This is a genomic window from Kribbella hippodromi (genome assembly GCF_039531045.1).
Classification (GTDB): Bacteria; Actinomycetota; Actinomycetes; order Propionibacteriales; family Kribbellaceae; genus Kribbella; species Kribbella hippodromi.
Genome location: NZ_BAAAPH010000039.1, coordinates 1 through 20,977, shown reverse-complemented (window position 1 = coordinate 20,977; position 20,977 = coordinate 1). Strand labels below are relative to the sequence as shown.

Annotated in this window: 19 protein-coding genes; 14 read left to right on the top strand and 5 right to left on the bottom strand. The window is 67.5% G+C overall.

Translation table 11 applies throughout. The features are described 5' to 3' along the window. Nucleotides 1-78: 78 nt before the first annotated feature. Together ABD260_RS36405 and ABD260_RS36400 are read left to right on the top strand one after the other, a co-directional pair. Entirely contained in the window at nucleotides 79-1,317 is a 1,239-nt protein-coding gene (locus ABD260_RS36405; protein ID WP_344241361.1) for a M23 family metallopeptidase, read from the top strand. 31 nt (nucleotides 1,318-1,348) lie between these two features. Continuing rightward, on the top strand, nucleotides 1,349-2,554 hold the full coding sequence (locus ABD260_RS36400; RefSeq protein WP_344241359.1) for a S8 family peptidase: 1,206 nt from the start codon (nucleotides 1,349-1,351) through the stop codon (nucleotides 2,552-2,554). A gap of 78 nt (nucleotides 2,555-2,632) precedes the next feature. On the opposite strand, the gene ABD260_RS36395 is transcribed toward ABD260_RS36400, so the two are convergent. After that, entirely contained in the window at nucleotides 2,633-3,640 is a 1,008-nt protein-coding gene (locus ABD260_RS36395; protein WP_425553491.1) for an ABC transporter ATP-binding protein, read from the bottom strand. Beyond that, entirely contained in the window at nucleotides 3,627-4,616 is a 990-nt protein-coding gene (locus ABD260_RS36390; protein ID WP_344241357.1) for an ABC transporter ATP-binding protein, read from the bottom strand. The genes ABD260_RS36395 and ABD260_RS36390 overlap by 14 nt, the downstream gene beginning before the upstream one ends. A 163-nt stretch (nucleotides 4,617-4,779) precedes the next feature. Here ABD260_RS36390 and ABD260_RS36385 point away from each other — a divergent pair, with 163 nt between their 5' ends. From ABD260_RS36385 to aqpZ, 9 genes are all read left to right on the top strand, one after another. Next, complete coding sequence (locus ABD260_RS36385; protein WP_344241355.1) at nucleotides 4,780-5,988, top strand: dipeptidase; 1,209 nt, start codon at nucleotides 4,780-4,782, stop codon at nucleotides 5,986-5,988. Next, a complete protein-coding gene (locus ABD260_RS36380) occupies nucleotides 5,985-7,619 on the top strand; it encodes an ABC transporter substrate-binding protein (protein ID WP_344241353.1) in 1,635 nt (544 codons plus the stop codon). The genes ABD260_RS36385 and ABD260_RS36380 overlap by 4 nt, the downstream gene beginning before the upstream one ends. A 16-nt stretch (nucleotides 7,620-7,635) precedes the next feature. Beyond that, entirely contained in the window at nucleotides 7,636-8,604 is a 969-nt protein-coding gene (locus ABD260_RS36375) for an ABC transporter permease (protein WP_344241351.1), read from the top strand. After that, nucleotides 8,604-9,476 (top strand): ABC transporter permease, encoded by an 873-nt coding sequence (locus tag ABD260_RS36370; protein WP_344241349.1) that lies wholly within the window; start codon nucleotides 8,604-8,606, stop codon nucleotides 9,474-9,476. Before ABD260_RS36375 ends, ABD260_RS36370 begins: the two co-directional genes overlap by 1 nt. Next, complete coding sequence (locus ABD260_RS36365; protein ID WP_344241347.1) at nucleotides 9,473-10,645, top strand: M24 family metallopeptidase; 1,173 nt, start codon at nucleotides 9,473-9,475, stop codon at nucleotides 10,643-10,645. Before ABD260_RS36370 ends, ABD260_RS36365 begins: the two co-directional genes overlap by 4 nt. A 10-nt stretch (nucleotides 10,646-10,655) precedes the next feature. After that, entirely contained in the window at nucleotides 10,656-11,543 is an 888-nt protein-coding gene (locus tag ABD260_RS36360) for an alpha/beta fold hydrolase (protein WP_344241345.1), read from the top strand. Further along, a complete protein-coding gene (locus ABD260_RS36355) occupies nucleotides 11,540-12,526 on the top strand; it encodes an Lrp/AsnC family transcriptional regulator (RefSeq protein WP_344241343.1) in 987 nt (328 codons plus the stop codon). Before ABD260_RS36360 ends, ABD260_RS36355 begins: the two co-directional genes overlap by 4 nt. Then, nucleotides 12,523-13,533, top strand: a complete 1,011-nt coding sequence (locus ABD260_RS36350) for a zinc-binding dehydrogenase (protein ID WP_344241341.1) — start codon at nucleotides 12,523-12,525, stop codon at nucleotides 13,531-13,533. Before ABD260_RS36355 ends, ABD260_RS36350 begins: the two co-directional genes overlap by 4 nt. An 81-nt stretch (nucleotides 13,534-13,614) precedes the next feature. Then, entirely contained in the window at nucleotides 13,615-14,373 is a 759-nt protein-coding gene (gene aqpZ / locus ABD260_RS36345; RefSeq protein ID WP_344241339.1) for an aquaporin Z, read from the top strand. A gap of 87 nt (nucleotides 14,374-14,460) precedes the next feature. Here aqpZ and ABD260_RS36340 read toward each other — a convergent pair whose 3' ends face one another. The 3 genes from ABD260_RS36340 to ABD260_RS36330 are packed head-to-tail and all read right to left on the bottom strand — an operon-like array spanning nucleotide 14,461 to nucleotide 17,269. After that, entirely contained in the window at nucleotides 14,461-15,390 is a 930-nt protein-coding gene (locus tag ABD260_RS36340) for an aldo/keto reductase (RefSeq protein ID WP_344241337.1), read from the bottom strand. Continuing rightward, nucleotides 15,387-16,334: a TolB family protein gene (locus tag ABD260_RS36335; protein WP_344241335.1), complete on the bottom strand. Its 948-nt coding sequence runs from the start codon at nucleotides 16,332-16,334 to the stop codon at nucleotides 15,387-15,389. Before ABD260_RS36335 ends, ABD260_RS36340 begins: the two co-directional genes overlap by 4 nt. After that, nucleotides 16,331-17,269, bottom strand: coding sequence for a helix-turn-helix transcriptional regulator (locus ABD260_RS36330; protein ID WP_344241333.1), 939 nt, complete (start codon nucleotides 17,267-17,269; stop codon nucleotides 16,331-16,333). Before ABD260_RS36330 ends, ABD260_RS36335 begins: the two co-directional genes overlap by 4 nt. 102 nt (nucleotides 17,270-17,371) lie before the next feature. Between ABD260_RS36330 and ABD260_RS36325 the strand changes: the two genes are divergently transcribed. The 3 genes from ABD260_RS36325 to ABD260_RS36315 all read left to right on the top strand — a co-directional run. Beyond that, a complete protein-coding gene (locus ABD260_RS36325; protein WP_344241331.1) occupies nucleotides 17,372-18,733 on the top strand; it encodes an MFS transporter in 1,362 nt (453 codons plus the stop codon). A 92-nt stretch (nucleotides 18,734-18,825) separates the two neighbouring features. After that, nucleotides 18,826-20,052, top strand: coding sequence for a glycosyltransferase 87 family protein (locus ABD260_RS36320; protein WP_344241329.1), 1,227 nt, complete (start codon nucleotides 18,826-18,828; stop codon nucleotides 20,050-20,052). 62 nt (nucleotides 20,053-20,114) lie between these two features. After that, nucleotides 20,115-20,977, top strand: an 863-nt coding sequence (locus ABD260_RS36315; protein ID WP_344241327.1) for a serine/threonine-protein kinase, incomplete at its 3' end; no start/stop codon positions are given.

Genomic DNA, 20,977 nt, shown 5'->3' with positions numbered 1-20,977 from the left:
GCGGCCGGGCAGGCAAATCCGGTCGCGTGCAACTGCCGAGCTGCTTCGAATGCCCTGTACAGAAGGGGATACCGCCCCATGGCCCTCCTGTTGTTGAACGCTGTTGCAATTCTCGCCGTGGTGATCGTCGTGCACCGCTACCTGTACCGCCGACTGGTTGCCGACGTGTCTTTCGGCTGGTGGCGGCGGGCCGGAGCGGTGCTGCTCGGATTGTTGCTGGCTGCGACGATCGCGGTGCTGATAGCCGGTCCCTATGAAGCGCCGTTCGAGTTGTCGCGGGTGCTCGCGGTGCCGGGAGTGCTGTGGCTGACCCCGTTGCTGTACCTGACGATCGCCCTGCTGATCGGCGAAATCATCAGACCGATCCTTCGCAACGCACTGGCTCGCCGGGCGGCCCGATCACCGCGCAGGCCAGAGTCTGGTGGCGCGGATCGCGGCGCCGAGAACGCTGACGCCGGTGATCGTGGGGGAGTGGATCGCGGCGGTGAGATCACGCCTGCGGGATCGGTAACAACCGCGACGGATCCGGACATGTCCCGGCGGGTGTTCGTGGCTCGTACGGTCGCGATCGGGAGTACGACGGTGGCCGCGCTCGCGACCGCGGAGTCGATGGCCGGACCGCCACGCCCACCGAGCCCTGGTCTGGATGCGGTCGAGATCTTGTTGCCGTTCGCCGGGCGCTGGTCGGTCCGCAACAGCCCCGCCCGCCAGGTGCCGAGCCATGGCACGAACTTGTTCGGCTCCAGCTATGCGATCGACTTCGTCGGAGTCGACGAACATCACCGCACGGCCGGAAGCAGCAACTGGCGGACGATGTTCGCGACCGAGCCACCGGAACTCTTCTTCGCGTTCGGCGTTCCGGTGCTGGCTCCCGGCGACGGCACGGTGGTCGCGATCCACGACGGCGAGCTCGACCACGAAGCACGCCGATCCCGGCTGGCGCTGATTCCGTACATGCTCGGTCAGGCCGGCCGGTTGCGCGACGGCGTGCCGGGGCTGGCCGGCAACCATGTGGTGATCGCGTTGCGGGACAGTGGGGCGTACGCGACGCTGTGCCATCTGCGGCGCGGTTCGTTGCGCGTTGTCGTCGGGCAGCAGGTGACGGCCGGCGAACAGGTCGCGAGCTGCGGCAACTCCGGCAACTCGACCCAGCCGCATGTCCATGTCCAGCTCACGAACACCTCTGACCTCGAGACCGCGAAAGGCGTCCCGATGGTCTTCCGGCGCTTCCGCGAGTGGCCGTCCGGGTCCAAGCAGCCCCGGCTCCGCGAGCACGCGATCCCAGAAGAAGACAGCGTCGTGGAATCCGCCCCCTGAAATCCGCCCTGTAACACTACAAGGAGAAGTCGTGCGTACTGTCGCCTTGGTGCTCGCCGTGGCGTCGACAGTCCTGTCGACCACACCGGCGTACGCCGAACCAGTGGGGAAGATCGTCAACGCAGGTAGTGCCGATGCGGTCAGCGGCAGTTACCTGGTGGTGCTGAAGGACGGCGCGCCGCCGGACGTCGCCGCGAAGTACGGCGCGCAGGTGCTGGAACGGTTCAGTAGTGCGTTGCCGGCGGTGCTGGTTGCGGCCGATGAAGAACAGGCCCGGCAGTTGGCGGCCGACCCGTCGGTGCGCTTTGTCGAACAGAACACCAAGGTGCACAGCGCATCGCACGACCAGCTACCGCGCTCGGCGGCGGCGCACTCCGCGACGGCGGCGGGGGCGGGTGTGGCGCCGGCGGCTTCGGCGGTGCCGTGTGGGTTGGATCGCCTCGACCAGGTTTCGTTGCCGCTTGACGGTGTGTACAGGTATCCGCAGAGCGCAGGTGCCGGGGTTAACGTTTATCTCGTCGACAGCGGGATCGACTACCGGCATCCCGATCTCGCGCCGCGCGCCAAAGCCGGCTTCGACGCGTTCGGCGGTGACGGCAGTGACCAGAACGGTGACGGCACCGCGATGGCCGGCGTCATCGCCGGCACCAAGTACGGCGTCGCGAAGAAGGCGACGCTGATCTCGGTCAAGGTGCTGGACGCGGACGGCGGCGGCACGCTCGCCGGAGTCATCGCGGGCCTCGACTGGATCACCGCGCACGCCAAGAAGCCCGCGGTCGCCAACTTCGTCATCGGGTACACGTTGAGCGATGCGCTCGACGATGCCGTACGCAACTCGATCGCGTCCGGCGTCACGTACGTGCTGTCCGCCGGCGCGAGCACCCACGACGTGAGTACGACCTCACCCGCGCGGGTCGCGGAAGCCATCACCGTCGGTTCGTCGGACTGCGCCGACAAGGTCGCTGCTTTCAGCAACTACGGCGCCGGCCTCGACCTGTACGCGCCCGGCGTGGACATCCCCACCGACGCACCCGGCGGCGGCATCACCACCCAGGAAGGCACCAACGTCTCCGCCGCCCACGCCTCCGGCGCCGCCGCCCTCTACCTCAGCAACAACCCCCGCCGCACCCCCGCCGCAGTCTCCACCGCCCTAACCACCACCGCCCTCAAAAACACCCTGACGGGCATCCCCACCCCCACCACCCCCAACCAACTCCTCCACATCCCCCGCCGCTAACCCGCGTGGATATCCACTGCTGTGGTGGGTTCTCCACCGGTGTACCAGTGGAGAACCCACCACGCGGGTGGAGAACCCTTAGGGGGAGGTGAGGGATTCGGCGAAGTGGCAGGCCGTGTGGTGGGTGGTGAGGAGGCGGAGGGTGGGGGTTTCGGTGCGGCAGCGGTCTTCGGCGAGCCAGCAGCGGGGGTTGAAGCGGCAGCCGGATGGGGGATCGAGTGGTGATGGTGGTTCGCCGGAGAGCTTGCGGCGGCGAGTCAGCGTGCCGCGGGCGCTGCGATCGGGTGACGGGACCGCCGACAAGAGCGCCTGCGTGTACGGGTTGGTGGGCGCATCGTAGATTTCGGCAGTGGGACCGAGTTCGGCGATCCGCCCGAGGTACATCACCGCGACCCGATCGGCCAGATGGCGTACGACCGACAGATCATGCGCGATGAACACGACCGTGACGTCAAGCCGCTTGCGCAGGTCGGCCAGGAGATTGATCACCTGGGCCTGCACCGACACGTCCAGCGCGGAGACCGGTTCATCGGCGATCAGGACGGCCGGGTCGAGCGCGAGCGCCCGCGCGATGCCGATCCGCTGTCGCTGCCCGCCGGAGAACTGATGCGGGAAGCGGTTCATCAGATCAGGCGCCAGCCCGACCACTTCCAGCAGCGAGCCGACCTTGTCGCGGCGGGAAGCGCGCGTGCCGGTTCCGTTCGCCGCCAGCGGTTCGGCCACGATGTCCAGGACGGTCATCCGCGGATCGAGTGACGCGTACGGGTCCTGGAAGATCATCTGCACCCCGTCGCGCAGCAGTTTGCGTTCGCGCCGCCCGCCGGCAGTCACATCGCGACCGAGGTACGACAATGTTCCGCTGTCCGGTCGTTCGAGCCCGACCAGCATCCGGGCAAGGGTCGACTTGCCGCAGCCGGATTCGCCGACGACCCCGACGATCTCACCGCGGTGCAGCGTCAAACTCACGTTGTCGACAGCGGAGACCCGCCCGCGCCGCAACGCCGAACCGACCGCGTACGTGCGGACGAGACTGTCCGCCTCAAGTACCACCTCGGCGCTTGCCTGCGCGACCTCAGACTTGCTCACCGAGCAGCACCTCCGACTGGTGGCAGGCGACCCCGCGGCCGCCGATGGACAGAAGCTCCGGCCGTACCGTCGAGCATTGATCGACGACCCGATGACACCGTGGGTGGAACGCGCACCCATGAGGTACGCGAGCAGGATGCGGCGGCGAACCGGGAATCGTGAACAGGTCCCCACCGTGCTGCTCAAGCTGCGGAACCGATCGCAGCAGAGCCTCCGTGTACGGGTGCGATGGATGCGCGAGCACGACATCCGCATCACCGGTCTCAACGACCCGACCGGCGTACATCACCGTGAGCTGATCCGCGACCTCACTGACGACCGCGAGATCATGGGTGATCAGCAGGACGCCCATGTCCAGCTGTGACCGCAGGTCCGCGAGCAGATCCAGGATCTGGGCCTGAACGGTCACATCGAGCGCGGTCGTCGGTTCGTCGGCGATCAGCAATTCGGGTTCGAGCGCGATCGCCATCGCGATCAGGATGCGCTGCCGCATCCCGCCCGAGAACTGATGCGGGTAGTCGGCCAGCCGCTGCACCGGTGCGGGGATTCCGACCAGGCCGAGCAGCTCGGCGGCGCGATTCCGGGCGGTCTGTCGCGAAGCGCCTTGATGGACGCGGAACAGTTCGCCGACCTGATCGCCGATCGTCAGCACCGGGTTCAAGGCGGACAGTGCATCCTGCAGTACGAGGCTCATCCGCCGCCCGCGCAACGTCTGCGGATCGACGGTCAGCAAGTCCGTACCGGCCAGGTTGATCTCGTCGGCGGTCACCGTCGCGGCGCTGCCGCTGAGGCCCATCACGGCCCGTGCGGTGACGGATTTGCCCGAGCCGGATTCGCCCAGCAGAGCGACCAGCCGGCCGCGCGGTACGTCCAGGTCGACGTGCCGGACCGCGTCCACCTGGGCGCCGTCGATCCGGAACGAGACCGACAGGCCACGCACCCGCAGAGCGTCGGGAGATGCGTTCACAAGCTCCATCCTCACACCACCGTGTTGCCGGTAAGTTTCACGAAGATTGCCGAGATGCCGAGTTTTGAAGCAACCGTTGACATCGGCGCCGGATAGTGATGAAACTCTGAGGCATCTCACCGGCAACGTCAACCGGTGACCGCCGAAAATCCGCGCAGACAGGAGGCCCAGCGTGCTGGAGCCCGCTCCCCGCTACACCGGGTACACCGCCTACGACTACCTCGAGGCAGGCAAGGACTACCGAGAGTTCACGTACGCCCAGCAGCTCGGCCGCGTCCCGGCGTACCAGGGCCTCGAACTCTCCGCCGAGCAGGAAGAACGAACCCGCCGGCTGCTCGCCGAGGAAACCGTCATCTCGCTGCACGAACACGTGCAGGTGTTCCCCGAGGACATGACCGACCTGCGCGAGCACATCCGTCGCGGCCGGGAACCAACCGGGTACGAAGGGCTGTCGCGCTCCGGCCTGACCGCGGTCTTCGACAACGGGATGGACGGCACCTGCTGCATCAGCTCCGACGCCGGCTGGAAGTACCAGGACGTGCTGTTCGACCTGGGCGTCCGGATGGCCGACCTGGCGCACCAGGACTTTGTCATGAAGGCCGAGTCGATCAAGGACATCGAGTACGCCGCCGAGACCGGCCGGGTCGCGCACATCTTCGCGCTCGAAGCCGCCACCCCGATCGAGAACGAGATCGACCGGCTGGACGTGCTGTACGGCTTCGGCGTCCGCCAGATGGGCATCGCGTACTCGGAGGCGAACCTGCTCGGCGGCGGCCTGAAGGAACGCGGCGACGGCGGCCTCACGTACCTCGGGGACCGCGCCGTCGAGCGGATGAACAAGCTCGGGATCGCGATCGACATCTCGCACTCGGGGGACCGGACCGGCCTCGACGTGATCAAGAAGTCGGCGCTGCCGGTGTTCATCACGCACGCCGGTTCGCGCACCGTCTGGCCGACGAACCGGATGAAGGACGACGAGACGATCAAGGCCTGCGCCGAGCGCGGTGGCGTGATCGGGATCGAGGCGGCGCCGCACACGACGCTGTCCCGCAAGCACCCGCTGCACTCGCTCGAGTCGGTGATGGATCACTTCACCTTCTGCGTCGACCTGGTCGGTATCGACCACGTCAGCTTCGGCCCGGACACGCTGTTCGGCGACCACGTCGGACTGCACGACGCGTTCGCCGCGAACCTGTCGCTGGGCCAGGCGCACGGCGGGGTCGAGTTCGAGAAGGTCCCGTACGTCGACGGACTGGAGAACCCGGCCGAAGGCTTCTTCAACATCATCGGCTGGCTGGTCGGCCACGGTTACAGCGACGACGAGATCCGCAAGGTTGTCGGGGGCAACACGCTACGAGTTCTGAAGGAGGTCTGGGTGTGACACCTCGTTCGCGGGTCGCGGCCGCAGTTGCGGCCGCGACCGCAGTGATCGCCGCGCTGGCGGCTTGCGCCCCCGAGGCGCCGGGCAGCGGCAGCAACGCAGGGACCGGCGGCCAGGCGGTCGCCGACCCGACTTTGACGATTGCGACCACCACCGACGTGGTCAACTTCAACCCGCTGGTCGGCAACAGCCGCAGCGACTACTGGATCACCAACCTGATGTACCCGCATCTGCTCTCGATCGGCGCGGACGGCCAAAAGGCTCCGGAGCTGGCGGAGAAGTGGGGGTACGTGAACAGCACCACCGGCTTCTACGAGTTGAAGCCCGGGATGAAATGGTCGGACGGCAAGCCGCTGACCGCGAAGGACGTCGCGTACACGCTGAACGCGGTGAAGAAGGACGCGCCGGCCGGCACGCTGTACGGCCAGCTGACCAACTTCGCGTCGGCGACCGCGGTGTCCGACACCCGGGTCGAGATCAAGCTGTCGAAGCCGGATGCCTCGCTGATCCCGGAGATCGGGTTCTGGGGCAACGTCGTACCGCAGCACGTGTTCGAACCGGCCGGATCGGTTGCCTCGTTCGCCAACGACGGCAAGAACGGTGGCTGGGTCAGCGCGGGACCGTACGTACTGAAGACCGTTCAGCGCGGGCAGAGCTACACGATGGAGCGAGTCGACAACTATCCACTGGTCCCGGGCGGAAAGCCGAAGGCCGCGAAGGTCGTCTACCGCGTGTACCCGGACGTGAACGCGGAGATCCTCAGCCTGAAGAACGGCGATGTGGACGCGATCGCGAACACCCTGCCGCCGGCGCAGGTGAAGAACCTGAAGAGCTCGCCGGGCATCACGGTCGAGGAAGTACCAGGTCTCGGGTACGCGCATCTGACGTACAACATGACCAAGCCGGCCTTGGCGAAGAAGGAGGTCCGGCTGGCGCTCGCGCAGACCGTCGACTACAACGCGATCCGCAAGGTGGTGCTGCAGGACCAGGCCGTGTCGACCGGTTCGAGCCCGATCATGCCGGTGCTGAAGACGTTCTACGACGACTCGCTCAAGGAGTACGAGTACAACCCGGACGCAGCCCGAATGCTATTGGAGCAGGCCGGATACGTTGCCGATGGCAACGGGAAGTTCCCGCTGACGTTCCGGATGATCTACTCGCTGCAGGACCCGGTCACCACCCAGTGGGCGAACCTGGTCAAGGACGGTGCCGCCAAGGCCGGGGTGACGATTCAGCTGCAAGGCCTGGAACGCAATACGTACCTGGCCAAGACGAACGCGGGTGACTTCGACATCTACGCCGGCAACTTCGCGATCATGGACGACCCGGCGACGAACATGGCGCTGACCTATCTGCCGAAGGGCGCGATCAACTACTCGTACGTCGATGATCCGCAGCTGAACGCGCTGATCGAGAAGGCGCGGGTGACGTTCGACCAGAAGGAGCAGGTGCCGATCCTGCAACAGGCGGCGAAGCTGGTCCACGACAACGTGTACGACAACGTGATGTACACGCAGAACCTGTTCGTCGCGCATCGCAGCGAGTGGAGCGGGTTCTCGGTCAAGCCGAGCGAACTGCTCTCCATCGTCAACCCGGTCTCGGTCGCGTCCGCCACCAAGACCGCGAAGTAGGGCGGGAGATCCCCGGATGTCGTTGTTCTCGTTCGTGCTCCGCCGGATCGGCCGGGGCGTACTCACCCTCTGGTTCGCGGTGACGGTGACGTTCCTGATGCTCCGGTTGCTGCCGGGCGACCCCGCGCTCGCGATCGCGAGTACGAACATGACGCCCGAGATCCGGGCCCGGCTGCTGAACCAGTACGGTCTCGACCAGTCGCTGCCGGTGCAGTACGTGAAGTACCTCGGCCGGCTGGTGCAGGGCAATCTCGGCATCTCCTTCAGCCAGAACATCAGCGTGACGGACTCGCTGATGGAGATGCTGCCCTGGACATTGCTGCTGGTCGGAGTGTCCTTGCTGGTGACGATCCTGCTCGGCATCCCGCTCGGCGTCGTGGCCGCTTCCCGTGCGGGCGGGGTCGTCGATCGCGTCGTGCAGGTCGTGGCCGTGACGGGGCAGTCGTTGTTCGTACCGAGCGTCGGCATCTTGTTGTTGTACGTCTTCGGCTTACGACTCGGGTTGTTCCCGATCGGTGGCGCGTACACGGATGGCACGTACGGCGGCGACTGGTACTTGTCGGTGCTCACCCATCTGGTCCTGCCGGCCGTGTCGTTGGTGCTCGTCCAGCTCGGGGCGTACGTGCTGACCGTACGCTCCACGTTGATCGAATCGCTCGGTGAGGACTATGTGGTGCTCGCCCGCGCGAACGGCCTGCCGTACCGGCGGGTGCTGTGGAAACACGCGCTCCGGAACGCCTTGTTGCCGACGACAACGTTGATCGGCCTGCAGATCTGCCTGTACCTGGTCGGCGGCGTGATCCTGATCGAAACCGTCTACGCGTATCCGGGGATCGGCCGCGGGATCTACGACGCGGTCGTCCGGCTCGACTTCCCGCTGCTCCAGGGCGCGTTCCTGCTGCTGGCCGCGGTGGTTGTGGTGGTCAACATGATCACCGACATCGTCTACGGCCTCCTCGACCCGCGTGTGAAAGCAGGTTCCTGATGAATATGGCTGTCGAGTCGGCAGTGACCCCGCCGGCGCCGCGGGCGGGATGGTTGACCTGGCGGCGGTTCCGGCGGGAGCCGCTCGGGCTGGCGGCGTTGATCGTGCTCGCACTGCTGGTGCTGATCGCGGCCGCGGCACCGCTGCTCGCCGGGTATCCGTCCGGCTACGGTGACGCCGTGCTCGCGCCGCCGTCCGGCGATCATTGGTTCGGCACCGACAGTCTCGGCCTGGATGTCTTCGCCGAAGTTGTCTGGGGCGCTCGACAGAGTCTGCTCGTCGCCGCGGCCGCCTCGCTGATCGCGATCGTCCTCGGCACGCTGCTCGCCGTACTCGGTGCGTACTTCCGCACCCTGGACACCGTGATCAGCGTGATCGTCGACCTGACGCTGTCGCTGCCGGTGCTGCCGTTGATGATCCTCGTCGCGGCGCTCGCCGGGCCGAGCACGCTGACGATCATCTTCGTGATCGCGGCGTTCTCCTGGCCCGAGGTGACCCGCGTCGTCCGGTCCCAGGCGCTCGCGATCGTCCGGTTGCCGTACGTGGACGCGGCCCGGCTGATGACCAGTTCACCGTTCTGGATCATCCGCCGGCACGTGATCCCGGCCGTCGTGCCGTTGATCCTGGTGTCGGTGGTCCTGACCTCGTCCCGCGCGGTCCTGTCCGCGGCCGGGCTCGCCTTCCTCGGCCTCGGCGATCCGAACACCTGGTCCTGGGGCCGGATCCTGTACGAGGCGCAGCAGGCCGGCGCGATGTCGACCGCGTGGTGGCTGCCACTGTTCCCGTCGCTGGCGATCTTCCTGCTCGTCCTCGCGTCGACGCTGCTGTCAACCGCGTACAACGACGCCCGCAACCCCCGGAGGAACGGATGACCTTCCCGCAGCGTCTCGATCGCTCGTTCTACCTCGGCCTGCAAGAGCGGGTGCGTACGCGCGTCGCCGCCGTCGGTTTCGATTCGATCCTCACGGACGATCCGGAGGATGTTGCGTACCTGACCGGCTTCTTCCATCACCCGTGCGAGCGGCCGGTCGCGGTCTGGCTGGACACCGACGGCCGGTGCGTACTGCTGCTGCCGGAGCTGGAGCGCGAGCACGCCGAATCGCAGGACGCGGCGGCGGAGCTCGTCGACTACCCGGAGTACCCTGGCACGACACCGCCCTTCGAACTGCTCTCACGGGCGATCGGCCCGGCGCATCGCCGGACTGGACACACCACCTCGATCTCGTACGCCCGCCTGAGCGCCGCATCGGCCGCACTGTCCAGTACAGATTTCGTACCGACGGATCTCGTCACGGTCGCCCGGTACATCAAGGAACCGGAAGAGATCGCGCTGCATCAAGAGGCCGCGCGGATCACCGATCTGATGCTGACCCGGGGTGTTGAACTGGTCGCGGACGCGGTGCGCGACGGCGGTGAGTTGCCCAGCGAGGCCGAGCTCGCCGCGTACGTCACCCGCGTCGGCACCGGCACGATGTACGCCGAGCACTCCGGGGTGGTCGTGGTCTCGCCACTCGCGGGCGGACTCGTGTACGCGGGCGCGAACTCGTCGTACCCGCATGGTCTGCCGTCGGGGTATCGGCTGCAGCCGGGTGACACGTTCATGCTCTCGCTCGGCTGTGCGGTCGGCGGCCGGTTCGTCGAGGGGGAGCGGACTTTCGTGCTCGGCGAACCCACCGACGAGCAGCGCCGGTATCACGAGACCATCCGGCTGGCCCAGGAGCTTGGCGGCCAGGCGATCAAACCGGGCGTGGAGTGCCGGGACGCCAACGACGCGTGTCTCGCGGTCATCCGGGAGGCCGGGCTTGGTCAGTACCTGCGCCACCGGCAAGGTCATGGGATCGGGCTGGGCATGCACGAGCCGCCGTGGCTGGAGTCCGGGGATTCGACCGTGCTGGAGCCCGGAATGATCGTTTCGAACGAGCCGGGCATCTACGTCCCGGAGCATGCCGGGTACCGGATCTCGGATTCGATGCTCGTCACGGAGGACGGCGCGCGACCGCTCACCTCGTACCCCCGAAGTCTCGACGACTGCATCATTTAGGAGCCTTTTGATGAACGACGTGTCACCCGAGTTCGCCGCCGCCACCTCCACGGCGACGATGGTTGAGATCAACGGGAACCGGCTGGCGGTGGAGGTGCTCGGTCCCGCGGGCGCGCCGGTGCTGATCGCGCATCACGGCGCGCCGGGTCTCGGGTCGCGGGCGGAGCCGCGGGCGAGCTTCGGGCGGCTGGCCGATACGTACCGGGTGATCGTCTTCGATGCGCGGGGCTCCGGCCAGAGCGAGGGGAACGGGACGTTCAGCCACGAGCAGTGGGCCGCCGACATCGACGGTCTGCGCGAGTGGGCCGGCGCCGAGCGGATCATCATGGCAGGCGGATCGTACGGCGGGTTCATGGCGATGGAGTACGCGATCCGCTATCCCGATCGCGTCCGCGCGCTCGTACTGCGCGACACCTCACCGGACAACTCGAACGAGGAAATGGCCCTGGCCAACGCGCTCGCGAATGCCCGGGTGGAGATCGACCGGGAGAAGCTGGACCGGATCTTCGCCGGCACGGTCCACGACGACGCTGACCTGCGGGACTGCTGGCGCGAGATCCTGCCGCTGTACGACTATGCGTACGACCCGGCCGCGGTCGAGGCGCGGGTCGAGGCCACGCCGTACCGGTACGAAGCGCACAATTACGCCTTCTCGGTGAACATGCCGAGCTTCGACCTCAAGCCGCAGCTGCCCGGGGTGACGGCGCCGACGCTGATCACCGTCGGGCGCACCGACTGGATCACCCCGGTGGCGTGCAGTGAGCAGATCGCTAGTCTGATCCCCGACTCCCGGCTGGTGGTGTTCGAGAAGTCCGGGCACTCGCCGCAGATCGAGGAGGCAGAGGCATGGACGGAAGCGGTACGGCGATTCCTGACGGAGGTTTGTCCCGTTCGATGAGGACCCTTGACGATCTCGACCGGCGGATCATCCTCGAGTTGCAGGCCGACGGCCGGGCCAGCTGGACTTCTATCGCCGCGGTCTGCGGCACGTCCGTGCCCACGGTGGCGCGCCGGGCGCAGCAGCTGATCGCCGACAACCTGCTCAAGGTCGCGGTGCTGTCCAGTCTCGGCAGCACCGGCCCGGTCGAGACCTTCTTCACCCGGATCGGCTGCCGGCCGGGTACGCAGCTGGACGTCGCCGCCGAGCTGGTGGCCAGGCCGGATGTCCGGTGGGCGTCGATGATCACCGGGACGTACGACATCGGCATCGAACTGGTGGTGAACTCGGGGCCGACGCGCTACCCGCGGACGATGCTGGAGCTGCAGCAGATCAACGGCGTCGAACGGTGGTACAGCGATCTGCTCTTGCACGTCTACAAGGTCTCGCACGACTGGTACAAGCAGGTGCTCGACGGCAAGGACTTGGAGCCGCCCGAGGTACCGCTGTGCTCGCCGGACCACTTCGACAAGGTCGACCTGGCGATCCTCGAACGACTCCGCGAGGACGGGCGGGCCAGCTTCCAGACGATCGCGGACCAGCTGGAGCTGAACGAAAGTACGGTCCGGCGGCGGTTCGAACGGATGATCAACGACGGCTGCGTGGCCATCTTCACGATCGTGCCCGCGCCGGCGCTCGGCCTGGAGGCAGAGACGCTGATGTGGATCACGGTCGAGCCGGCCAAGCTCAGTACGGTCGCCGACGCGCTGACCCGGCACCGCTCGGTCCGGTACCTCGGCGCCACGCTCGACGGCAACGCGCTGCTCTGCGAGGTGATCGCCGAGTCGACCGGGAGCCTGTTCGAGTTCACCACCGAGACGCTGGCCCGGATGGACGGCGTGATCGGCTGGAACGCGTCGGTCGAGCTGCTGTCCCTCAAACGCGGATTCGTCGAAACGCCGTGGTGGCGCGATCAGCTCGCCGAGCACCGGCCGGCGCGATGAAGGCGATCGTCATCCGGCGAAAGCTGGAGCTCGCCGAGATCGAGGTTCCGACGCCGCGCCCGTTGCCCGGACAAGTGCGGGTGCGGATGGCGTACGGCGGGATTTGTGGGTCGGACCTGCATTACTACCAGGACGGTGCGATCGGCGCGTTCGTACTTCGGGAGCCGTTGGTTCCGGGGCATGAGCTGTCCGGCACGGTCGATCTCGATCCGGCGGGGGAGTTGGCGCCGGGTACGCCCGTGACCATTCATCCGGCCACGTTCGGTACGCCCGAGGCGGGGATCGAGGATCGGCCGCATCTGTGGCCGAACGGTGCGTACCTGGGCAGCGCGTCGACCTGGCCGCATACGCAGGGCGGGATGAGCGAGTACCTGATCGTGGCGAAGGGCATGGTGCGTACGCTGCCCGAATCGTTGCCGCTGCGCCGCGCCGCGCTGGCCGAACCGCTCGCGGTCGGGCTGCATGCGATCGAGATCGCCGGGGGAGTGCGCGGGAAGCGCGTGCTGGTGTCCGGCTCGGGTGCGATCGGGTTGCTGACCGCCGCGGCGGCGCTGGCCGCGGGCGCGGCAGTCGTGGTCACGACAGACGTGCTCGCCGGGCCGTTGCGGCGCGCGCGGGAGCTCGGGGTCCATCGGACGATCCAGGTCGGCAAGGACGAGCTGCCGTCGATGGCGTACGACGTCGTCCTCGAATGCACCGCGGTCCCGGCGGCGATCAGTGCGGCGCTGGAGGCCGCCCGGCGCGGTGGGATCGTCGTCCAGGTCGGCATCCCGCCGAACGAGCCGCGCGCGGTGAATCTCGCGCCGCTGATCGCCCGCGAACTGCAACTCCGCGGCACGCTGCGCTTCAACCACGAGCTCGACCACGCGATCCGGTTGCTTGACCAGGACCCCGGGCTCGAAGCCGTCATCACCCATGAGTACCCGCCCGCGCGGTCCGTCGAGGCGTTCCGTACCGCCGCCGACTCCGATGCCTCCGGCAAGGTTCTGCTCGCGTTGTGGCACTGAATTCACTGAATGTACGCGATTGATGTCGTACTGTGATGTGGTGTCTGTACTTCACGGGGCACATCGACAAAGGAGGCGGTCGTGGACTCATCCACTCCTGCGGCTCGGATCGGTGCGGAGTTCCTGGGTACTTTTTGGCTCGTTTTCGGCGGCTGTGGTGCCGCTGTGCTGGCCGGCGTCGTGCTCACGCCGGACAAGGTTCCGGTCGGCGTCGGCTATCTCGGCGTGGCGCTGGCCTTCGGTCTGACCGTGCTGGTGATGGCGTTCGCGGTCGGGCATGTGTCCGGCGGTCACTTCAACCCGGCGGTCACGATCGGGCTCGCGGTGGCGAAGCGGATCGAATGGAAATGGGTGCCGACGTACATCGTCACCCAGGTCGTCGCCGCCACCGCGGCCGGCGCGGTGCTGCTGGCGATTGCCAGCGGCAAGGATGGCTTCAGCGCGTCAGCCAGCGGGTTCGCCACCAACGGGTACGGCGATCGGTCGCCCGGCGGGTACTCGCTGCTGGCGTGCGCGATCGTCGAGGTGGTCCTGACCGCGTTCTTCCTGTACGTGATCCTTGGTGCGACCGACGATCGGGCACCGAAGGGGTTCGCGCCGATCGCGATCGGTCTCGCGCTGACCGGCATCCACCTGGTCGGGATCCCGGTCACGAACACGTCGGTGAACCCGGCTCGGTCGCTGGGTGTCGCGTGGTTCGCCGGCAGCAGCGCGCTCGGCCAGGTGTGGCTGTTCATCGTCGCGCCGATCGTCGGCGCGGCCATCGCGGGCATCAGTTACGCGGTCATCACCAACGCCCGCGGCGTCGAGGTCGACGAAGGCGTCGCCAACAACGTGTAACCCGGCGGTCCGGTGGGGCGGTGCTTCGAGGTGGTGCTGATCAGGCCCGATCAGCACCACCCGGCTTTGCGCTCATGAGGCGCAAGACTACCGTCGGCCCTCGATCCAGTACTGCTGGTCGGGGAGGAGCTCGTCGAGCCGGGTGATGAGCTCCGGCGGTAGCTCGGTCTGGAGCGCCGTGATCAGCTGGTCGACCCGGGTCGGCTTGCTGATTCCGGCGACGGTCGCGGTGATTTGTAGATTGTTGACAGAGTGCAGGAGCGCCGCGGTGGCCAGGTCGATCCCGTACTCGCCGCACGCTTTGTCCATCGCCGCGACAGCCTCGAGTACGGCGGGCGGCGCTTCGCGGTAGCCGTACTTCGTGGCGCCTTGCGGATTCGCGAGAATGCCTCCGCCGTAGACGGCCGCGTTGACCACCGCGATGCCTTCGCCGGTGGCGCGCTGGATGAGGGCCTCGGCCGAGTGGTCGACCAGGCTCCAGCGGTTGTGGACGAGCAGCACCTCGAATCCGCCGAGATCCAGGTACCGCCCGAGCTCGGCGGTGTCTCCACCGGCCAGTCCGACATGCCCGATCTCGCCGTCCGCCCGCAACTGCATCAGTGTGTCGACGGCGTCCCGCATCGTGTCGAAGTCGTGGAACTCCGGGTCGTGCAGGTAGACCAGGGGCAGATCGTCCAGCCCAAGGCGTTCCTTGCTTTCGGCAACACTCGCGCGGACCCGTACGCCGGAGTAGTCGCCGTCGCGGGCGTCGACCTTCGTCGCGATCAGGAAGTCGTCGGGCAGTCCGCCGTACTCGCTGATCGCCAGCCCGATCCGGCGCTCGCTTTCGCCGTCGCTGTAGCCGTTGGAGGTGTCGATCCAGCGGATCGGGCTCTCGAAGAGGCGGAGCACGACGTCGATCGCCTGGCGGGTGGGCACGTCGTATCCGAAGACCGCCGGCATGCTGCCGATCCCACTGCCGCCGGCGCAGACCGAGGTGACGGTCAGCCCGGTGGAGCCGAGCGTACGGCCGTTCATCGTGCGTCCATCGGGTACGCGACGAAGGCGAACCGGGTGCTGTCCGGGGACCAGCTGTTCACGTTGAGCGTGCCTTGGCCGCCGAACACCTGGTATCGCTGCAGGGGGACTGACCAGTCCGTGGTGGACACCACTCGCACCTCCACGTCGAGATCTGCCGGGTGACCGAGCGTGCCGGGCGGGAAGGTGATGTACGTGGCGTACTGCCCATCGGGCGAGAGATGCGGAAACCAGTCAACGGTCTCGCTGACCACAACCTGCTCCACCGTCGCGCCGCCACCCGAGCCGCCGCTGTCCGCGCCGCCGTCGGCCGGGGTGCGGGCGAGCTGCGCGTGCCCGGGGACGTCGGTGAAGCCTTCGGTGTTGAAGTAGATCCACTTCCCGTCCGGCGACCACTCCGGCCCGTCGATGTGTGCTGTGCCGGTGTCGACGATGACCGGTTCGGCTGATTGCGTGAGCACCGCGAGCCGCCCCGGCTCGGGGAAGTTGCCGATCTCGACGTACGCGAGTTGGCTCCCGTCCGGCGAAACCCCATGCAAGAAGTGCCACTTCCCGTCATCCGGCGTCACCCGCTGTACGGCGCCACCGTCGAGACTCCCGCGATAGATGTGCCGATCCATCGCCGACAGATAGATATGCTGCCCGTCCGGATCAAGCACATGATCATTGTTGATCCCCGGCAGCCCATCAAACGGCACCCGCGCCAACGCCGGCTGCGGCCCGGCGTCGCCAGGCGCCGGCTTGGTCAGCGTGGTGTCGTCGAGGGTGAGGCGCCAGAGTTCGCCGTCGCCGTTGACGAGCAGCGCGGCACCGTCCAGCGACCAGTTCGGCGCCTCGACCAGGAGCTCGCCGGACTCGAACACCAGCTCCGGTTCGGCCAGCTCAGGCCCACCAACCCAAACCTGCGACCGCTGCCCCGGCGTCAGCCCACGAAAGTTCGTCACCGGCTCACTTTATCGGTCCGGTCTGAGGTCGCGGCCCAGCTGGCGAGGAGTTTGAGCGCCTCCTCGGACGGCGAATCCGGCTCCGGACTGTACGCGGTCAGCGTGAGCCCGGAGTCGGCCGACAACTCCATGGCTTCGAAGCCGAACGTCAGCAGACCGACGACCGGGTGCCGGAAGCGCTTGGTTCCGGTGCGGTGCACGCGGACGTCGTGCGCGGCCCAGCGGGTACGGAAGTCCTCGCTGCGAGTGCACAGTTCGCCGATGAGATCCGTGAGGTCGCGGTCGTGCGGGTTGCGGCCGGCCGCCGCCCGCAGCAGCTGAGTCGTGGTGTCGGCCGACGCGTCGAAGTCGGCGAAGAAGTCAGCGGCGGCGGGGTCGAGGAACTTGAACCGGGCGATGTTGGGCGGCGACACAGCGCTGGTCCTGGTCGGGCTGTCGAAGATAGGGGAGTAGAGGGCACGCCCGAGCGCGTTCGTTCCGACGATGTCGAGCCGCTCGGTACGCACGAACGCCGGAATGCCACCCATGCTGTCAAGAATCCGCTGCACAGTCGGCCGAACCTCACGTACGCGCCGCCGCCGCGACCCGCCGGAGTTGCCCGACCCGCCGGGTTTGCCCGACCCGCCGGGTTTGCCCGGGCGGCCGGATGCGTTCGCGGTGCGGGCGAGGTCGTACAGATAAATCCGTTCCGCCTCGTCGAGCTGGAGAGCGGTCGCGACCGAGTCGAGAACGCTGTCGGAAACCCCGGCGAGATTTCCCTTCTCCAACCGCGTGTAATAGTCGACCGAGACCCCGGCAAGCAGAGCCGCCTCTTCACGCCTCAGCCCAGGTACGCGGCGATTGCCGCCGTAATGACTCAGCCCGGCCTGTTCAGGCGTGATCTTCGCCCGGCGCGTCGCCAGGAACTCACGGACCTCATCGCTTTTCGCGGGCACATCTCCCACGGTCCGACGCCGTACGCCCGCGAGGGGGGTCCTGGTATTACCTGGACCACCACGGTCTGGTACCGCACTAAAGACACCGATTGCCTTGAGAGCGTGACAACTCGAGAACCCCTGACCATCGGCACCCGAGCGTCCGGTCTGACCCTACTGACCGCGCTCCTGGGGTTCTTCCTCGTCACCTTGGACGCGGTGATCGTGAACGTCGCGCTGCCGCGCATCCGCACCGACCTCGGCGGCGGAATCCAAGGCCTGCAATGGGTCGTCGACGGTTACACCTTGATGTTCGCCGCTTTCCTGCTGTCGGCCGGTTCGCTGGTCGATCGAATCGGCGCCAAACGTGCATTCGGAATCGGCACGGCCGTCTTCGTACTGGCTTCCGCCGCCTGTGGACTTGCCCCCGGCCTGACGGCACTGGTGATCTTCCGCTTCGCCCAAGGCGCCGGCGCGGCGGTCATCATGCCCGCCTCGATGGCCTTGATCGCGCAGGCGTACCCGGACCCAGCGTGCCGCGCTCGTGCGGTCGCGTGGTGGGCGATGGGCGGCGCTGTCGCGTCGTCGGCCGGCCCGTTGCTCGGCGGCGCGCTGACCGTACTCAGCTGGCGGCTGATCTTCCTGGTGAACATCCCCGTCGGTATCGCGACCTTGGCGCTGCTCACCCGCTCGGCCCGCTCCAGCCGGCACCGCGTGCCGTTCGACTGGACCGGGCAGGTGCTCGCCGTGACCGCGATGGCCGCGCTCACCTTCGCCGCGATCGAGGCCGGCGCCGCCGGGCTGACCGACCCGCGCGTCTTGATCGCCGCCGGGCTGGCAGCGGTCGCGATCGTGGCCTTCGTCGCCGTCCAACGCAGAGCCGATCATCCGATGACGCCGCCCGATCTGTTCACGTCGCCGACTGTGCTCTCCGCGATCGCGATCGGCTTCGCGTTCATGGTCGGGTACTACGGGCTGCCCTTCGTGATGAGCCTGTACCTGCAACAGCAAGCCGGCTTGTCGGCGCTGAGCACCGGCATCGTGTTCATGCCGATGATGCTCGTCGGGCTCGTGCTGACACCGTTCGGTCCGCGCGTTGTGGAGCGGTTGGGCGCGCGTCCGGTCGTACTGCTCGGCCTCACGTCGATGACGCTCGGACTCACGGGCATCGCGCTCCTGCCGCGTACGGCGCCCGTGAGCGTACTTGCGGTGCTGATGGTGCTTGTCGGATTCGCCGGGCCGACCGTGATCCCGCCGGTGATCGCACTGCTGCTGCGCGCGGTGCCTGTGCATCGCGCCGGAACTGCCAGTGGCATCTTCAACACCAGCCGGCAACTCGGCGGCGCGCTCGCCGTCGCGGTCTTCGGGGCCTTTCTGAATACGCCGTCCGGCCTGCCCGCGGGCGTTCGCCTGAGCCTGCTGACCGCTGCCGTCGTTTCCGTTCTCGCCGCCGTCACCGCGCTCGCCGGGTTGCGGGAGAAGTGATGATACGTTGAATTACCGGTCAGTTTTCAGTGATGGAATATTGCAACCGGACTGATCGAATTCTGTGATTGATCTGGTGGCATCATCGGGCGGTGCTGAAGGGTGGGAGTGGTCGTCAGTGGGCGGTGGCGGCCTTGGTTCTGGTCGCGCTCGGAGTGTTGTTGCCGTTCGGGTGGGATCACACCGGTGCGGACCTGAAGGTTTACCGGGTCGGTGGTTTGGCGCTGCTGCGAGATCCGTTGCACCTCTACGACGTACACCCGATCGGGATTTCGTTGCCGTTCACCTACCCGGTTTTCGCCGCGGTAGTCATGATTCCGGCCGCTCTCTTACCGTGGGCGCTCACCTACGGAGCGTCGATCGCGGTGTCCCTGATCGCGTTGGGGCTGATTTGGGCGATCGGTTTGCGTTCGTTCACGGTGCGGCCGCGATTCGCCGTACTGCTCGCGCTTTTCGCCGCGTCCGTTCTGCTCGAACCGGTGCGCGAAACCTTGTCGTACGGGCAAATCAATCTGATCCTGTGCGCGCTGATTTTGTACGACACGCTGGATCTCAAGCATCGCGGCCGGGGGATCGGGATCGGAATCGCCGCCGGTATCAAACTGACGCCGCTGGTATTCCTCGGTTTTCTGCTGGTCACCAAGCAGTACAAGATGCTCGCCCGGGCCTCGGCCGCGTTCGCCGGAACGGTCGCGCTGGGATTCCTGATCACGCCGGACACGTCCTGGCGGTATTGGACCACTCTGATCAGGGACACGGGCCGGATCGGCGCGCTCGCGTACACCGGAAATCAATCCTGGAACGGATTCCTGGTCCGGCTCACCGGTGACCCGGCCGGCGGCGGCCCGATCTGGCTCGCCGTCGCCGTCGTCACCGGCCTCGCGGGGCTGTACTTGTCGCGCGCGCTCTGGCTGGCCGGCCAACGGCTGGCGGCGGTCTCCGTGACCGGGCTGATCAGCCTGCTCTGCTCGCCGGTGTCGTGGAGCCACCACTGGGTCTGGATGCTGCCGATGGGCATCGCGCTCGTCTCCGCCGTGCACGGCCGCCGGCGGGTCGTCGTCGGGGTCTTCTGGTACGCCATGTTCGCGCTCGCCCCGATCTGGTGGCCGCCGTACAGCGGCGATCACGAGTACGACTGGAACTTCTGGCAGCAGATCCCGGGCAACAGCTACATCTGGCTCGGTCTCGCCGCGTCGGTCTTCTTCTGGGTCGAGCTCCGCCGCGACCGGCTCACGAACGCCAAGGTGGCGCAGACCATTTCCGGCACCGGACGTGGTGACGGCAGGCGCGCGTCAGGTCACAGCTTGTACACCGAGTAACCTTGCTCCTTGGCATCCGGACCTGCGGATTGCCGGCAGATTGCCATGGGTACGGGGGATGGATGCTGATTGCACGGCGGTACCGGTTGGGCGTGTCCTTGGGGCGCGGCGGGATGGGAGAGGTCTATCGCGCCACGGACGAACTGCTCGGCCGTGAGGTCGCGGTCAAACTCATGCTCAAGTCCGGCGCGGACAAGGCCGCGGCCGAACGATTCCAGCGCGAGGCCCGCGCCGCCGCCCGGCTGAGCGACCCGCACATCGTCGCCGTGTACGACTTCGGCCAGGAGAACGACAAGTTCTACCTGGTGATGGAACTGGTCGAAGGCCGCTCGGTCGCCGCCGAACTGGCCGAGGACGGGCCGCTGCCGTGGGCGCGCGCGATCCAGATCGTCGAACAGGCTGCCGCGGGCCTGGCCGCCGCGCATGCGGAGAACGTCGTCCATCGCGACATCAAGCCCAGCAACCTGATGGCCGGCGCGGACGGCCGCGTCAAGGTCGCCGACTTCGGCATCGCGCACGTACAAGGCAGCGAAACCAACGACCTGACTGTCACCGGCCAGATCCTCGGCACCCCGCACTACCTGTCGCCGGAGCGCGCCAGGGGTCTGCAGGCCGGTCCGGAGTCAGACGTGTACGCGCTGGGCTGCGTGCTCTACCAGCTGGTCACCGGCCGCCCCCCGTTCACCGGCGACCACCCGACCGCGGTCCTCTACCAGCACGTCGACACCCCTCCCGTCCCACCCAGCCAGCTCCGCCCCGAACTGGCCGGCCCGCTCGAGAGCATCCTCCTCCAGATGCTGGCCAAGACCCCCGAGTCCCGCCCCACCGCCGCCCAACTCACCACCCTGCCAACCTCCGGCGACTGGTTCCCCACCCAACCCGTCCCCACCAACCTCCCCACCCGCCCCTTCGCCCCCACCCCACC

Excerpts from the sequence above, each read along its gene's own strand:
- ABD260_RS36355 (WP_344241343.1), top strand. The coding sequence starts at position 11,540 with ATGAGGACCCTTGACGATCTCGACCGGCGGATCATCCTCGAGTTGCAG.
- ABD260_RS36375 (WP_344241351.1), top strand. The coding sequence starts at position 7,636 with ATGTCGTTGTTCTCGTTCGTGCTCCGCCGGATCGGCCGGGGCGTACTC.
- ABD260_RS36340 (WP_344241337.1), bottom strand. The coding sequence starts at position 15,390 with ATGAACGGCCGTACGCTCGGCTCCACCGGGCTGACCGTCACCTCGGTC.
- ABD260_RS36405 (WP_344241361.1), top strand. The coding sequence starts at position 79 with ATGGCCCTCCTGTTGTTGAACGCTGTTGCAATTCTCGCCGTGGTGATC.
- ABD260_RS36360 (WP_344241345.1), top strand. The coding sequence starts at position 10,656 with ATGAACGACGTGTCACCCGAGTTCGCCGCCGCCACCTCCACGGCGACG.
- ABD260_RS36390 (WP_344241357.1), bottom strand. The coding sequence starts at position 4,616 with ATGGAGCTTGTGAACGCATCTCCCGACGCTCTGCGGGTGCGTGGCCTG.
- ABD260_RS36350 (WP_344241341.1), top strand. The coding sequence starts at position 12,523 with ATGAAGGCGATCGTCATCCGGCGAAAGCTGGAGCTCGCCGAGATCGAG.
- ABD260_RS36365 (WP_344241347.1), top strand. The coding sequence starts at position 9,473 with ATGACCTTCCCGCAGCGTCTCGATCGCTCGTTCTACCTCGGCCTGCAA.
- ABD260_RS36370 (WP_344241349.1), top strand. The coding sequence starts at position 8,604 with ATGAATATGGCTGTCGAGTCGGCAGTGACCCCGCCGGCGCCGCGGGCG.